The following is a 15,439-nucleotide window of genomic DNA, read 5'->3' on the forward strand; positions in this document are numbered from 1 at the left end:
GTCTATGGATGGTAACTGATGGTTTACACAGCAGGGGTGACGATTGTGCGACAAGGCACACTGTCCGTCGCCTCTTGCCGTGCGGTTACCCATCAATTGCGCTCGTCGGCTGGCACAATATAGAAGCCACCCAGCATGAGGAACATCTCGTCTTCGGTGGTAACGCCGCCTCGCACAACGCAGGCATCACAACTGCCGTTACTGCCGCACAGGCTATCATCGGAACCGCAAGCCTTACCGGGCGTGGGTCCAGCAACACAATAGGCGTTACCCTCACACGTTGTACCCACCGACGTTGAATTGCGTTTTAGCAGGTCGGGAAAATCCTTGCCATTATCGTAAGTGACACAAAACTTGAGCGTTCGATTTTCCAGTTTTGAAGAGTCATACTCTAACGGTGGTTCATAGTCGATTTGCAGCGGATCATTGTAAACACGGCTGAGATAATCAGGCGCCTCCGCATTCGGCTTACAATCGCTGGATACCTTGCAATTTGGATCCTGTGGCGGTAACCAGGTTTGCCAAAGTATGCCACGCTTGTGCGCATGAGAGCCCAACTGGGTCAGACGACTGCCCACCGGTAATGTGAGCGTAGAACAATAGGTTCGCTGTTCGTAGGGCGGTACATTTGCCACAAAAATGTCCTTGGCATCGAATATTGCCCGACTCCGGTAACGCCTCTCGCTCTCGGGGGCAAACAAGATATTGTTGTACTGTTCCACTGTAGTTTCTTCAGTCGAAAGATTGAACGCATGCGAGTTCCATACAATGATGCCGCGCGCCGGCAGTACACCATAAACACCTTCAGCCAAGGTATTCTCCGACACCGGGGCCTGGGCTCCTCCCATGCTGACCTGGTGTGTACGCAGATCTGTTGGGCCCCAGCCTCGACAGGCGATCGACTTGCGCGCCTGCGTGCCACAAACGAAGCGATCTCCGCCACAATCTGCTCCGCCAGAGGCAACTGGCTCACCAATCCTCGTCGGATCGCACGTCGAGCCCTTGTTCGGGCCATTCAGGCACTGCCAGTCGCCCCATGCAGGCTCGAAAGGCGAAGCCGAGCCGGTGTAAACATTGATAATACTATGATGTGATTGAGGGTCTTGCGTCAGCGTCCGGGAATTAGTCGCCATGCAGACACCGTCATAATCGTTGTAGACCGGGTCGCTGCAAGGAGTTAGAGCCCAGTCGGGCAGCAGCTCCGGAGTCTGCTCCAGGTCATAGTAGGTTGCAAAGCAAACCTCATTCTCACTTTCTGGCAATACCGTCCAGGGCCCGCTAATAAATTGCACGCCCTCGCCAGGAGCAGGTGGGGCAGGAGGATCTATCTTGTTTGATTGAGGCGCAGTTGCCTGATCACAGCCCAACAGGGTCGCCACACCATCCACGTTAGCGGACTCGGGTGCGCCATTTCGAATCCACAACCGCATTGCCTCCAAATGGTCGGTCGTTAGCGGCGCACCACCTATAGGCATCGGCAAACCAGCTCCTTTGGGTAACAAAATGGCATTAGTGGCTGCTTCGAGCTTGGTATATAAGAAGCTTAATTTCTGTTCTCCGGGATACACTAACTGCTGGGACACAGGCAGATTGGCGGCGGCATCTACACGGTAAAGATTGTCGAATGATTTTCCTGCCGTTAAGTCGAGAGCTCCGGCTGGATTGCTGCCACTGTGACATGCGCTATTAGTGCAGTTATAGCCTTCAAAAATCAGGGATTGAATACGGTCAAAGCTACCACCGAGGTTGCTGCAGTCGGTACCGGCGCCTGATGGTTCAACTTTTTCAAATACGGGTTCTAAGTAATAGACCTGATCTGACTGCAGGATAGTCATAAGGAGTTCGTTGGCGTCAAAGCCAATCGTCGTCAACCACACTTGGGCAGACTCAAATCCGCCGTAAAGATACTCGCCAGGTTTACGGTTTCGCCAACCGGCAAACTCCCATCCTGATGAGGGTACTGCAGTAAAGGTCTCATTAAAGCTGGTATCTTCTATAACGAAGTCACAATGAAATCCTTCTTCCTCTTCGCCAACCGCATGCGCAGGGCGAATGACCGCGTCTGCAGTAAGCAGCCTGCAGTCGTAGTCACCAGAAGAGGAAATTACCTGCCCACCCTCGGGGACCTCAATACGCACCTTGCACCCTATGCAGAGTAAAACCAGAGTCCCTGCAAGCGCGTGCTTAACTATTTTTTTCATTTAACAACCATCGCTTTACAATCCTCCAGGAATATAGCAGGTAAACCGTTTTGTAGCACCCCGGCGCCAGGACTTCAGTCGGCCAGGCTTTTCGCTTATGCAGGGGCGACACTCATGCGTTTTAGGATCCCCCTGCAATCATCCGTATCCAAAAAGCGTGGTGTTGGATAGCTGCTTCCCTCGGTGAGAGCGAGACCTGCAAGCTCGTTTATGTCTATTTCTTGTATAGCTTCAATGGTCTCGGGAATGCCTACGGTGCGATTGAGCTCCCTGACGCTGTCGATCAGTTTTTGCGCCAGCGCAGCTTTATTCTCTTCAGCCTTGCCAAGTTCACAGTGCACCGCCAACGCGGCCATCTTATCCTGGGCATCGTCTTTTAACAGGTCCAGTACATGGGGCAGGGCCACTGCATTGCCCAGGCCGTGGGCGACGCCGTAACGCGCACCGAGATTGTGGGAAATAGCATGGGTATAGCCAACCAGTGCCTGGGTAATGGCAAGGCCGCCATAATAGGACGCCAACGACATGCCCTCCCTGGCCTCCATGTTCTGGCCATCGCTGCAAGCAGTTGGCAGATATCTGAACACCAGTTTGGCAGAGGCAAGTCCGTAAAAATCGGTCTCGGTGTTACCAAATGTTCCAATATAGGACTCGATTGCGTGGGTGAGGGCGTCCATACCGGTGGCCGCAGTCATACTGGCGGGTAAACCCAGCATGACTTCCGGATCCAGTGCCGCAGCCTTCGGAATCAGGCTATTGTCAATAACAGCGCTCTTGCTGTGGGTCTCGTTGTCTGAGACCACTGCGATACAAGTGCCTTCAGAGCCTGTGCCCGCTGTGGTCGGGATGGCAAAAAGCGGCAGCGCTCCCTGTTTGCACTTGTTGACCCCAAGACAGGACTCAGCATTACCTCCATTGGCACCGGCAAGAGCAACAACTTTGGCAGTATCAATCGATGAGCCGCCACCAAAGGCAAGTACCGCATCGCAATGGTTGGCATTGAGCACAGCCAGGCCATCGTCCACAACCTGCAGTGTGGGGTCGGGCAGCACCCCGTCATAGATCTGATAGCTCACGTCGTGAGCAGCAAGATCTGCAAGTGTCTTGTCGAGCAAGCCAAGTTCACGCAGTGGTTTGTCAGTGACAATCAGCAGATTTTTTAGCCCAAACTGGCTGATCGCTTTACAGAGGTTTGCCGATGATCCGGGCCCAGAGAAGGCCATGGGTTTGGGTTGCGGTTTGAGCAACATCTTCCCGATGATTGCCAGGCGAGCGCGGTAAAGCCAGGTTTTGTAGAGTGCCGGCACGTGGTGTCCTCATATCAGCTTGCGACAATGAAACGAAGGGTGAGTGTACCGGATATACGATGCAAGCGGCCAGCGTAGCGGGGTGCTTCCTTTGGGCGGATCTGGCGCCATTTTTTTGTCGTATGTACCGCAACGAGTAACAGCAACAAAGCATATTCTTCGTATGCGTGGCATGATACTGCCTTGGCTGCGCACGGCTGTGGGAACTTCATGGCGCGGCTGGGCTCGAACCTTATCGAGGTACTGTTCAAACGATGATGAAGCACTGGCTTTTGATGACCCTTTTCCTGCTGCTGGCGAGCTGCGGTGGAGGCGGTAGTTCGGGGGGTAGTCAGCAGACTGAGCCGCCACCTGTCGCCGCACCTCCTGTCGATCCGCCCCCTGCAGCCCCCCCGGTCACAGAGGGGTTTGTCATAACGGGCACCGTGATCGCCAGTAGCAGTCAATCTGTAGATGGCGACACTAACGATACGGTCAGCGAATACAATCCCAACGACACCTTGTTAAGTGCCCAGGCAATTAATAACCCGACCACTCTGGGAGGCTACGTTAACCAGCCCGGTAGTGGGGAGAGCGGTCGTTCATTTGCCGAGGGCGATGTGGATGACTTTTTCCGGCTAGAGCTGCTTGCGGGGCAATCTATCACGATGGTGATAGCCGACTTTGACATCGCCGATGCTGATTTGTACCTCTACAACCAAAACGGTGACATCATCGATTTCTCTATTGAGTCGGGCGAGGTCGAAAACCTGATAGTGCCTGACGACGGCACATTTTTGGTCAACGTGTCTGCATATTCTGGCGGTACCAACTATTTATTGGCCATAGGCAACCAGGCGAATCAGGCTCGATCCAGCCTGCAGCACTATATCGAGCCTTGGCAGGCGATAGTGCGCTATCGCGATAGTGACCATAGCAACCAGACTGCCATGGCGGCGGCTGACCTAGCGATGGAGCAGCGTGGCGGTGGTCCGCAACGACCCTGGCTTATGCAATTAAAAACTACGGATGACAGGCAGTACCTGGCAAGGCGCATGGGCACAGCCATGCCTAAGCGCGCTAGCATCGGCAGTGGTGATTTGCAGGCTCGCTTCGAAACACTGATGACCATCAAACGTCTGCGCAGCACTGATGAAGTTGAATTGGCTGAGCCGAACTTTCGCGTACGCGGTTTTTTTACGCCCGATGACGAAGCCTTCGAGACGCAATGGCACCTGCCTCTCATTGATTTACCTGCCGCCTGGGATAGCGTCAAGGGAGATCCTGATGTGACAGTGGCAGTTGTGGATACTGGAATACTGTCGCAACACCCGGACCTGGCTGGACAGTGGGTTGCGGGCTATGACTTTGTGCGTGACATCGCACAATCGGGTGATGGCGATGGCATCGACCCCAACCCGGAAGACCCTGGTAATTTGCAAACTCCCGGCCCCAGTTCCTATCATGGGACACATGTGGCAGGTACCGTTGGCGCTGCTGGTAACAATGGCATCGGTGTTGCGGGTGTCGCCTATGGTGCACGCATCATGCCGTTGCGTGCTCTGGGGGAGGGCGGCGTAGGTACGAGCTATGATGTTAGCCAGGCAATACGCTACGCGGCAGGTTTGGCTAACGATTCAGGAACGGTGCCTGATGCGCCGGCCGACGTGATCAATTTAAGCTTGGGTGGCGGTCCCTTTAGTTCGGCTGAACAGCAGCTCTACAATCAGGTCATTGCTAACGGCACTATTGTTGTGGCCGCCGCCGGTAACGAGGCAAGCTCTGTCCCCCAATACCCAGCTTCTTACGACGGTGTGTTCTCGGTTAGTGCGGTAGACATCAACCGTCAGTTAGCGAGTTATTCAAGTCGAGGTGTGTATGTCGACGTTGCCGCCCCTGGCGGCGACAATGGCACTGACGTGAATGGTGATGGGTATCCGGATGGTGTGCTGAGCACCGGTGGCGTCGACAATGGCAGTCTGGAGTTTGCCTATACCTTTCTTAATGGCACATCAATGGCCGCTCCGCACATGGCAGGGGTTATGGCACTGATGCGAAGTGTAAATCCGGGCCTGTCGCCGGCCGATATCGAAACCTTATTAGTGAGCGGTCGCCTTACAGATGATCTGGGGCCTCCTGGTCGCGATGATAGTTATGGGCACGGCATGATCAATGCCTACAAATCGGTAATAGCGGCTTTGGATAGCCTGGGCGATACCACCGTAGATCTGCCCAGGCTGAGCCTTTCGGCAACTACCCTGAGCTTTGGGGATAGCGAGGCCCCGCTTGAATTAGAGTTGATAAATGCGGGTAGCGGTGAACTCACTATTGAATTGATAACAAGCAGTGAGCAATGGCTATCCGTCTCGTCACAAGACATTGACGAAGAGGGGCTCGGGTCCTACGACGTCAACATTAATCGTCAGGACTTGGCCGACGGGGTATATTCCGGTGAAATTAAGGTGTTGTCCTCCGCTAATTTGGTGACCGCAAAAGTCTTTATGTCTGTGGGTCGTCCGGGTGGCGAAGCCAATGTTGGGGCCGTGTATATATTGCTGTACGACCGCGTCAACGAGGAGGCTGTAGCCGAATTTTCTGCCACCGCGGAAAATGGCCGCTACGCTTTCCAATTTACGGATGTGCCTCCCGGCCAATACGAACTCGTCGCTGGCTCTGATTCTGACAACGACTTCTTTATTTGTGATGCTGGAGAGGCGTGCGGTTCATGGCTAACTCTGGACCAGCCTATCGTTCTGGAGCTCAACGAAGACCGAGCAGGCTTGGACTTTCCGGTGGAATATCAGGTTTTTCTACCCGACATTACTGCTGAGAATCGGGACGTGACATCGCCGGCGCGACAACGTCAGCCGATAGTGCGAAAGCGTGCGTTGGGCCCTGCGCGAGCGACTCAACGCTGATCAATGTATCGGCTATAGGCCGCCACGAGTGACACTGCCGGTGCTGTGTAGAGGCGAGAGGTCATTAGAGATACTTTGGGCGAGGGCGTTTGCGGGTGTAGCTGAGCCGTATCACTTTGTATCGTTTGTGGCATACCGAGTAATAATAAAAATAACAAAAGGTAATTTATAAACACGAAGGTTGTTTTACATTCACTGTTTTTAAATATCTCTGCCTTTTCTGTTACGATAAGTATTAGATAACAGTTTTAACATGACGTAGTGCGTGATTTATGAAAGACACAGAGCTTTTAGCTGAGTTTGCATCGAGTTCAAATGAAGACGTATTGGAGGTTATTAATTCGCTCCCCTATGCCTATTACCGTGCCGATAAAGAGGGCAAAGTAGTTGCTGCCAGCCGAGCAATGCTTTCTATTATGGGTTATGCAGAAGTAGACGAAATAATTGGTGTTCTTATTGCAGATCAATATGTTGACCCAATCGGTAGAGATCTTTTCTTAAAGAAATTGGATGAAAATGAAAATGGGGTCGAGAACTACGAAGCAGAGTTAAGGAACTATAAAGGCGAAGGGATCTGGGTCTCAACATCAGCGCATTACGTAAGAAATAAGAATGGCAATATCACGGGCGTCGAGGGATTGGTGCGTGATATTTCTGGTGAGAGAGAATTACTTCGAGAAATAGCGACCGAGAGGAACCTCTTTGAATTAGTCGCGCAAAAAATCAATTATGCAATTGGCATTCATGATGTCGACGGTCGCCATGTATATTCCAACGATCTAATGAAAGAAACGATTGGTTTAGACATGAACACCTCCGAAATAAATAATGAAGCTTCCATATACTCTGTAATTAATCCGGCTTTTACGGAAGATGGGCAGCGACTTGATAGCATACTTTTGAGCGGCGAGCCGGTTGATAATGTAGAACTTGTTATTGAGGCCGATGGGGAAAAAAAATACTATATTGTCTCAAAGGTATTGCTAGAAAATTTCGGCAGGCAGTACATTTGCTCTATCATGAACGACGATTCAGAAAACCGAAAGCAGAATGCACAAGTTATACAGAATTCCAAACTCGCGGCTCTTGGCGAATTATCAGCCGGAGTGGCCCATGAACTCAATCAGCCTCTCAACGTGATTAAATTGGCCATAGCAAATTTGAGAGCGCGAGGCGATAGAGCTGATCAGACTTACATCCAAAAGAAACTCGCAATGATTGATAAGCAGGTTGATCGATCGAGCCAAATAATCAATCAACTGAGATCTTTCGGTAGAACTTTGGATGATAAAAATTGTGAGGGTGACCTTGTCGTGGCGGTGCAAAGCACCTTGCTGATGTTTGGTCAGTTGCTTCGAGACAACAATATCACCGTTAAAACAACCTATCAGGCAGCAAGTATACCTGTCAGTTGTGACGAGTTGAAACTGGAACAAATGTGTTTGAATCTTCTATCAAATTCGCGCGATGCTATCGAGGCAAGAAGGGCTCACTCTTCGCCCGATGAGTCGTCCGCAATGCGGATTGAAATAAGCGTCAGCACTGATTCTAATCAGGCGGTTTTGACTGTGAAGGATACAGGCACGGGTATCGAAAGCACCTTATTAGGCAAAGTATTGGAGCCATTTATCACCACAAAAGAAGTTGGAAAAGGCACCGGCTTGGGTCTGTCAGTCAGTCAAGGCTTTGTTGCAAAGGCTGGTGGAACAATCGAGCTGGAGAACTGGGCCGGTGGTGCGTTGGCAACGGTTAAGCTCCCAATACTAGAACAGAAATAGTTCGAGATAGCATTGCCCGCTTCTACTGGGTTGCCGTGCCCGGAGCGCTAACGGGTACATTGCCGCTTTCGTAGAAAGCCGAATCGGCAAATAGAATGCTATCGACAATCCTTGTTCCAAGAACCCTGATGCGAGCGTACTCGGGAATAAGCGCTTAGTGTCGATTGTATTCCCGTTCCTTAAAAGGCGCTAATGCCTCAAAGCCGTCAGAAAAATTCGTCTTTGAAGGCTTAGATCTGGGCCGCCATATGGCAGGCCTGGTTGATGGCGGCCTTAGCATCCAGCTCCGCCGCCTCATAGGCGCCGCCTACCCGTTCTACCGGTAAGCCCTGAGCCTGCCCCGCATCATACAATTCGCGGGCAGGGTCCTGGCCGGCACAGACAATAATGGTATCGACAGGTAATAATTCTGGTTTGTTCTCTCGCATGATATGCAGGCCATCATCATCGATGCGCACATACTCTATGCCATTCAACATTTTTACACCGCGCCTGCCTAAAGCCATGCGATGGGTCCAGCCCGTTGTCTTACCCAGGCCGCGTCCCACCGGTGTTTCTTTACGTTGCATAAGGAAAATTTCGCGGTCAGCAATTGCAGTAATCGGGTCGACCCCGGTAACACCGCCGCGGGGATGATTGTCGAAGTCTACGCCCCATTCCCGGGCGAAGACGTCGATATCCATGGCGGCCGACACACCCTTATGGCTGATCAATTCGGATACGTCAAAACCGATGCCGCCGGCGCCCAAGATGGCGACTTTTTTCCCTACAGGCTTATTGCCCCTGATCGCGTCGATGTAACTCATGACCATAGGGTGATCAATACCTTCCAGGTCGGGAGTGCGAGGGTTGATGCCCGTGGCAATGATGATATTGTCATAGCCCGCTGCGGCGAGCATGTCGGCATCTGCTCGGGTATTGAGTTGCAAATTGATACCGAGCTTTTCAATCATCCTGCCGTAGTAGCGCAGTGTCTCGTAGAATTCTTCTTTGCCGGGAATTTGCTTGGCCAGGTTGAATTGGCCGCCTATTTCATTAGCCGCATCATATAAGGTGACCTTGTGTCCCCGCTCGGCGGCTACGGTGGCATAGGCCATGCCGGCCGGGCCGGCACCCACCACGGCAATATTCTTAGGCGAGCTGGTTTTTTCATAGCTGAGCAGGGTTTCATGGCAGGCTCTGGGGTTCACCAGGCATGAAACAGATTTGCCTGCGAAGGAGTGATCAAGGCAAGCCTGGTTACAGCCAATGCAGGTATTGATTTCATCTTCGCGTCCTTCGCGCGCCTTGTTCACCAGTTCGGCATCAGCAAGCATAGGGCGCGCCATGGATACCAGGTCAGCGTCACCGCGCTGCAACACTTCTTCTGCAACATGTGGCATGTTAATGCGGTTAGAGGTGATCATCGGTACGTTGACGTTCTGGCGAATACGGCCAGTTACCTGACTGAATGCCGCTCGCGGTACCATGGTGGCAATGGTGGGAACAGCGCTTTCATGCCAGGTGAAATGAGTAGAGATGATGTTTACACCAGCCTTTTCCAGTCCTTGTGCAAGCTGTACCACCTCGTCCCAACTCATCCCGCCTTGCAACATGTCCATGGCGGCAATCCGAAAGATAACAATAAATTCATCGCCCACAGCGGCGCGAATTTTTTGGACAATCTCTAACGCAAAGCGCATCCGATTTTCGTAAGAACCGCCGTACTCGTCGGTACGCTTATTGGTTTTTTCGACTAAAAAAGTAGAAATCAGATAGCCAGCGGAACCGATAATTTCAACACCGTCATAGCCAGCCTGCTTCGCCAGCTTTGCGCATCGCACGTGGTCGTTAATCTGCTTTTGCACGCCATCGGCATCCAGCTCGTTAGGCACGAATGGAGCGATACGTGATTTTATTGCTGAGGGTGCTACCAGCTTCTCGTTGTAGGCCAGTGGCCCGGTGTGCAGAATTTGCATACAGATTTTGACGTCGGGATCAGCCGCATGCACGGCCTCGGTCACTGTGCGGTGCTGCGCTGCTTCGCTATCGTTTGAAAGCATTGCCGAGCCAAGGGCCGCTTCTTCATTAGGTCCAATACCGCCGGTGATGATCATGCCAACACCGCCACGGGCACGCTCGGAAAAATATGCCGCCATGCGTTCGAAGCCATTCTCCGATTCCTCAAGGCCGGTATGCATGGAGCCCATGATTACCCTGTTCTTGATGCTAGTGAAGCCCAGATTCAGTGGTTCAAAGAGCTTTTTGTAAGTCATGCCAACGGGGGCTGGGGAGTGTACTTTTGCGTTCAAGACATTCTCATGTTTTCAGTGAGGGATAGCGATATTAGTTGCCATTGGGCGATTGGTGCAACCCCCGCGATGGCAAGCCCGTCGAGGCGGTCTGTGCACTGCTCAAAATTAAGTCATAATGATCTGTCTAAGACGGCGTAATTGAAGACGGGATCAGAGAAATGATGACAGCAATGGATGCACAGAGCGAGGAAGCTAACTTGCTTCGCGACATGATTGGTAGATTTTGTGAGACCGAGGTCGACCCGTTCTACGACCAGTGGGAGCGAGACGAGGTGCTGCCGCGGGATATCTGGTTTAAGTTGGGGGCGGCCGGGTTTCTGTGCGTAGATATACCCGAGGCCTATGGGGGAGCAGGTGGCACTTTTGATATGAGCATGGTGATCAATGCCGAATTCAGCCGCCGTGGCTATCCGTCGCTGGGCGGCAACATGACTGTCCACAGTGACATCGTGGCGCACTACCTCCTCAATCATGGCACCGAAGAACAGAAGCAGCATTATCTGCCTATCATGGTAAGTGGCGAATGTATCGGTGCCGTGGCAATGACCGAACCCGGTGCCGGTAGTGACTTGCAGGGAGTGCGCACCAGTGCGAGAGGGGACGGTGACGACTGGATTATCAATGGCTCCAAAACATTTATCACTAACGGTCAGCTCTGTGACATGGTTGTCACGGTTGCCCGAACCGACCCTGATGCACCGGGCTCCCGAGGCCTGTCGCTGTTTATGGTCGATACCAACAAAACCGGATTTAGCCGTGGTCGTAATCTGGAAAAGTTGGGACTGCACGCTGCAGACACCTCGGAGCTGTTTTACCAGGACGTGCGTTTGCCAGCCACGGCATTGCTTGGTGAACTGCACCGGGGTTTCATTGCGTTAATGCAGGAACTGCCCCGCGAAAGGTTGGCGCTGGCTGTAGGTGCTGTCGCTGCGATGGAAGGTGCGTTATCAATGACGGTGGATTACGTAAAAGAGCGCGAGGCTTTTGGAGCGCCGCTATCAAAGTTGCAAAATACGCGCTTTAAGATGGCTGAGATGCAAACGGAGTATCGGCTTAACAATGCTTTCGTTAACGAATGTATCGACAAATACAATGCTGGCGAACTGGATGCGGCGACCGCTTCAATGGCTAAATATGCCACTACAGAAGCGCAGTGCCGGGTTGTGGACGGTTGTCTGCAAATGTTTGGGGGTTACGGCTACATGCGCGAATACCCAATTTCCCGTGCCTATGCTGATGCTCGTATTCAGCGCATTTACGGTGGCACGTCCGAAATTATGCAGGAGCTGGTAGCCCGCGACGTATTGGACGGTTAACCAAAGCCCCGTTCAGTGAAACTGTGAATGAAGGAATTAGAGGGTCGCTCGGCGCACGTGACCAGGGATGCAGCTGGCAGAGGCGGGGCGATCATCAATCGCTTGCCCGGGCTGTCGTTTGGGCAGCAGTCTTTTGAGTCAGTGCCTAGCCCGTTGTATTTTCCTGCATGGCATTTATGCCGGTTGCGACGCGGGGTACCAGCCCCCGGCTCGGAAAGCTAAATTTCACCGGTGCGTTGAAGCAGTCCTGCTTCGCTGGATTTTTAGCACCGCTGCACTCACCATCAACAGGGTAAGTAAAAGAAGCATCGGCTTCGGCACAGAAGTTACTGGAACCGGGGGCAGGGCACGCAACGCAAGGCTATAGTGCGACTCACCGTAAAGCTTGACGACATAGCTGCGGAAACCTCCGCAACGTTGGTTATCGTGAGTGCAAAAGCGATAATTTTCGCTTCCAGCGAAAATTCTGTGACAGCTGTGCCGGGCGCTATTACCCCCACTGTCTACGTTGCCTGATTGGTGTTGTGGCTTTACTGGTTGCAGTAAAGCTGGAATTGCTCCTGCGAATTATCAAAACCCTTGGCTTTCGCGAGCTGCCACGGCCTTTCGCATTGATTGGTAAGTGCGCACCACTGATAACCAGCCGAAGGAATGCAGCCATGCTGATCTCTATCTGCGCCAGTGAGGCCCTGCTTGTTTGAGGCGGGTACGTCGCCTGCACTGCATCCACCGAGGCAGACAGAGATCATCAGGATGGTGATGAGAGAGAATTTCATTGGGTATCAGTCCTGAAACAGCCAGTATTGTTCGGGGTTATCCGGACACTTTCCCGGGCCGCACTCAGAAAATGCAGCGAGGGCATTAAGGCTAATAATGATGGTAATTACCACTATTGCCAGTTTGCACAATAGCGGCTGCTGCCGCCATTGAAGCCAGCCAAGATCATCATATTGTCGTGGCAGGCTGCTGATCATTGCGATTGCAGCAATCATGAAAGCAAACAATAGAAAAGCCCACGTGTAGAAATGCAGCCCAAGAAACGGCGAACCATATCCAGGTGTTCCCGGGATGACATGCAAGCTAACCTGTCGCAACGCCATAGCCCCGCCTGCAACAGACGCCGCAATAGCAAAGCCATAGTGGGAAGGACGCGGGCCGTGGGTAACGTTGAGCAGTAGACCGATGCTGACGGCCACAAACCCTATACGCTGGAGGAGACACAGTGGACAGGGTAATTCGTGATTTACAAACTGGTCTGCAAATGCGTAAGTTAACATGGCGCTGATAGCGATAATGCCTAGTGCATTTAACTGGCGGTAAGGGTGCATAGTCTCTACCACCTACAATAAAATTGGCAGTTCATCGCTGGCGTGATGGAAAAACCACAGCAGAGACAGAAAAAGCGAGAGATAAGCTCCCGCTAATGCCAGGCTTTTTTTACCTCGCAATGCGAGTCCGGCAGTGACAAAAAACAATAGAAATAATAGTGCGATCATGTCGCAATCCCCTTCAATGTTGACCCATGCTTTACGACAATGGTGCCACCAGTATAGCCCATGCGATTGGCCTACGATTTCCACCGCTATCGATTGATGGCGCGCGTTACTTATTCGATCACCGACCTCGGTGAGTACAGTGTCGAAATGGTTATTGATAATGTGACCGCCGCTGCAATAACTGCTTCAACTCAACTTAAAGCAACAGGGCCTCCAGGGCCTCGATATGAGGGTCTCTTTCCCCCAGCTCTCTGAGTGATTGCGCTAAACGCAGCACATACTCACGGTTGCTGCCGCTGGGTCCATGGGACTTCCGTATATGACCGGCTAGCTCCTCGATTGATGCTGGCCCGAGGAAAGCTGGGTTCTCTTGGCTAGCCACATAAACAACACCGCTGACGTTCTCTTTCTGCTGGTGCAACTCGATAGGGCAGTGGAAGCGTCGATAGCCATTTTTTTCCCTATGATCTAGATGTTTAAAAACTGTCGGCTCTATCAAGTAGGCAACGCCTTTGCACAGCGCTTTCTTTTTAGGGACTAGGGTGACTACTCTCCCTGGAGATTCAGGTGTGCCTCTGTGGTCGTGGGAGCCCTGCCAAAAACGACGTTGCCAGCCGATGATCGTGGCTAATTCACGTTGTAAAAAAGGAAAGTCCACTTTGTAGATGAGCGATCCATAGCCGAAGACCCAGGTGGGCTGGGAAAGGGATTGTTCTTCGCTGGAGGTATATGCCAATGTGCTAGTTAGATAACGAAGGCTAAAAACGTAAAGAGCAGCATAGCAATCCAGATGACGTTCGAAGCAGTGCTACGCGTGTTCCAGCCCCAGGCCGGCTTTGTGCCTCAGCACTTTAGCTCTTCTGTCTTCACCATCGTGACTCCAGCCGGGTGCTTTCAGAATATAGCGTAGCTTGTCAGCTGTTGTTTCGGCTCGTTTTACATCTGCCAGAATCGATGAATACTCGTGGGTTGCAACGTGTATCGGATGGTAAGACGTGATGTTGGTTGTCAGCCCATAAACGGGCGGCTCTCCTTCTGTTTCCGGAGAGAAAGTACCGAATAGCTTATCCCAGATGATCAGTACACCTGCGTGATTGCAATCCAGGTAGCGGACGTTGGAGGCGTGGTGCACGCGGTGATGAGATGGCGTGTTGAACACGCTCTCAAACCAGAGTGGTAGTTTGTCTATTAGCTCAGTATGCAGCCAGAACTGGTAGAACAGGTTGATGGACATCATTAGGAAAATCATCATGGGATCGAACCCGAGTAAGGGCAGGGGCAGCCAGAAAGCATATTTGTGAACGCGTTCCATGACGCCTTGTCGCAATGCGGTGGCGAAGTTCATTTTGACAGCGGAATGATGAGAGACATGGCCCGCCCAGAATATACGTACCTCATGGTTGGCTCGATGCATACAGTAGTAGGTTATGTCATCAAGGAAGAACAACAACAGCCATGCCCACCATTGTCGTTGCACGATATCCGCCAAGGGACTGATGCTGTGCAGCAAGTAAAATGCGATCAGCGCCAGGAATTTCGGCAGGACATCCACAAAGACCACGAAGACAGTCATCCACAGCGAGGCAATAGTGTCTTGTTTCTCAAAGAGATGTCGCGACTGCTTGCGGTCAATGGCGGCTTCGATCACCAGTGCCAACAGGAAAATCGGCAAGAAGACATACATCAGGTCATCTTTGGCGAACTCGTCTAGATAGAATTGCAGGTCATGCATGAAAGTGTCGCACTCGTGACAGAATCTCTCTTCTGTGGAGAGCACTGGGTTAATTGGTGAACCAGAAATTAGCACCCGGCGGGATGAAAAGTACAGCGAAAATATCGTGGTCGCTGGTCTCGCAAAGTCATTGATTGACTCGCGGCTTGGCGGGGTATCGGAAAGTGGCTCGTTTGGTTAGCGGATCTGGTCGAAAGTGATCTGTTTCTTTAGAAGTAACCTGCGATATGAATTGCAAAATGCGATTCATTGTGCCTATATGGTTTTGCCCTGAACGCTTCATCGCATTAATGACCCAAAATAAATCTATATTTATCAGTAAATTATTTATTTTCGGCAGCATATTTCCTATTTTGGGAAATATGGCATAAACCTTGAAACGATCGTTTGGGAAGTTAATACTTAAGTATTAAATTTT

11 protein-coding genes are annotated in these 15,439 nt (G+C 51.8%); 3 read left to right on the top strand and 8 right to left on the bottom strand.

All coding sequences use genetic code 11. The annotated features are described in order from the left end of the window. Positions 1–92 precede the first annotated feature (92 nt). Both EYC87_RS02915 and EYC87_RS02920 read right to left on the bottom strand, forming a co-directional pair. On the bottom strand, positions 93–2,201 hold the full coding sequence (locus EYC87_RS02915; RefSeq protein WP_279251537.1) for a hypothetical protein: 2,109 nt from the start codon (positions 2,199–2,201) through the stop codon (positions 93–95). Positions 2,202–2,296: 95 nt separating this feature from the next. Continuing rightward, positions 2,297–3,508 carry an iron-containing alcohol dehydrogenase gene (locus tag EYC87_RS02920; RefSeq protein WP_279251538.1) on the bottom strand — a complete coding sequence of 404 codons (1,212 nt, stop codon included), beginning with the start codon at positions 3,506–3,508 and terminating at the stop codon, positions 2,297–2,299. A 254-nt stretch (positions 3,509–3,762) separates the two neighbouring features. Between EYC87_RS02920 and EYC87_RS02925 the strand changes: the two genes are divergently transcribed. Then, on the top strand, positions 3,763–6,405 hold the full coding sequence (locus EYC87_RS02925; RefSeq protein ID WP_279251539.1) for a S8 family peptidase: 2,643 nt from the start codon (positions 3,763–3,765) through the stop codon (positions 6,403–6,405). 272 nt (positions 6,406–6,677) lie between these two features. Continuing rightward, positions 6,678–8,183, top strand: a complete 1,506-nt coding sequence (locus EYC87_RS02930; protein WP_279251540.1) for a sensor histidine kinase — start codon at positions 6,678–6,680, stop codon at positions 8,181–8,183. Between the two features lie 230 nt (positions 8,184–8,413). On the opposite strand, the gene EYC87_RS02935 is transcribed toward EYC87_RS02930, so the two are convergent. Further along, positions 8,414–10,438 (bottom strand): oxidoreductase, encoded by a 2,025-nt coding sequence (locus EYC87_RS02935; RefSeq protein ID WP_279251897.1) that lies wholly within the window; start codon positions 10,436–10,438, stop codon positions 8,414–8,416. Positions 10,439–10,635: 197 nt separating this feature from the next. Here EYC87_RS02935 and EYC87_RS02940 point away from each other — a divergent pair, with 197 nt between their 5' ends. Continuing rightward, entirely contained in the window at positions 10,636–11,793 is a 1,158-nt protein-coding gene (locus tag EYC87_RS02940; RefSeq protein WP_279251541.1) for an acyl-CoA dehydrogenase family protein, read from the top strand. A 530-nt stretch (positions 11,794–12,323) separates the two neighbouring features. Here the strand turns inward: EYC87_RS02940 and EYC87_RS02945 are convergent. The 5 genes from EYC87_RS02945 to EYC87_RS02965 form a co-directional block, all read right to left on the bottom strand. Beyond that, positions 12,324–12,569, bottom strand: coding sequence for a hypothetical protein (locus EYC87_RS02945; RefSeq protein ID WP_279251542.1), 246 nt, complete (start codon positions 12,567–12,569; stop codon positions 12,324–12,326). Between the two features lie 6 nt (positions 12,570–12,575). Then, positions 12,576–13,121, bottom strand: a complete 546-nt coding sequence (locus EYC87_RS02950) for a disulfide bond formation protein B (RefSeq protein ID WP_279251543.1) — start codon at positions 13,119–13,121, stop codon at positions 12,576–12,578. A 12-nt stretch (positions 13,122–13,133) separates the two neighbouring features. After that, positions 13,134–13,289 (bottom strand): DUF5993 family protein, encoded by a 156-nt coding sequence (locus EYC87_RS02955; RefSeq protein ID WP_279251544.1) that lies wholly within the window; start codon positions 13,287–13,289, stop codon positions 13,134–13,136. A gap of 196 nt (positions 13,290–13,485) precedes the next feature. Continuing rightward, positions 13,486–14,025, bottom strand: coding sequence for a gamma-glutamylcyclotransferase (locus tag EYC87_RS02960; RefSeq protein ID WP_279251545.1), 540 nt, complete (start codon positions 14,023–14,025; stop codon positions 13,486–13,488). A gap of 72 nt (positions 14,026–14,097) precedes the next feature. Then, entirely contained in the window at positions 14,098–15,021 is a 924-nt protein-coding gene (locus EYC87_RS02965; protein WP_279251546.1) for a sterol desaturase family protein, read from the bottom strand. Positions 15,022–15,439 lie beyond the last annotated feature (418 nt).

Source organism: Candidatus Seongchinamella marina (assembly GCF_026262685.1).
GTDB lineage: Bacteria > Pseudomonadota > Gammaproteobacteria > Pseudomonadales > Halieaceae > Halioglobus > Halioglobus marinus.

Bases quoted from the DNA above. Each gene is read 5' to 3' on its own strand.
- EYC87_RS02915 (WP_279251537.1), bottom strand. From the start codon at position 2,201: ATGAAAAAAATAGTTAAGCACGCGCTTGCAGGGACTCTGGTTTTACTC.
- EYC87_RS02925 (WP_279251539.1), top strand. From the start codon at position 3,763: ATGATGAAGCACTGGCTTTTGATGACCCTTTTCCTGCTGCTGGCGAGC.
- EYC87_RS02930 (WP_279251540.1), top strand. From the start codon at position 6,678: ATGAAAGACACAGAGCTTTTAGCTGAGTTTGCATCGAGTTCAAATGAA.
- EYC87_RS02935 (WP_279251897.1), bottom strand. From the start codon at position 10,438: ATGACTTACAAAAAGCTCTTTGAACCACTGAATCTGGGCTTCACTAGC.
- EYC87_RS02940 (WP_279251541.1), top strand. From the start codon at position 10,636: ATGATGACAGCAATGGATGCACAGAGCGAGGAAGCTAACTTGCTTCGC.
- EYC87_RS02945 (WP_279251542.1), bottom strand. From the start codon at position 12,569: ATGAAATTCTCTCTCATCACCATCCTGATGATCTCTGTCTGCCTCGGT.
- EYC87_RS02950 (WP_279251543.1), bottom strand. From the start codon at position 13,121: ATGCACCCTTACCGCCAGTTAAATGCACTAGGCATTATCGCTATCAGC.
- EYC87_RS02955 (WP_279251544.1), bottom strand. From the start codon at position 13,289: ATGATCGCACTATTATTTCTATTGTTTTTTGTCACTGCCGGACTCGCA.
- EYC87_RS02965 (WP_279251546.1), bottom strand. From the start codon at position 15,021: ATGCATGACCTGCAATTCTATCTAGACGAGTTCGCCAAAGATGACCTG.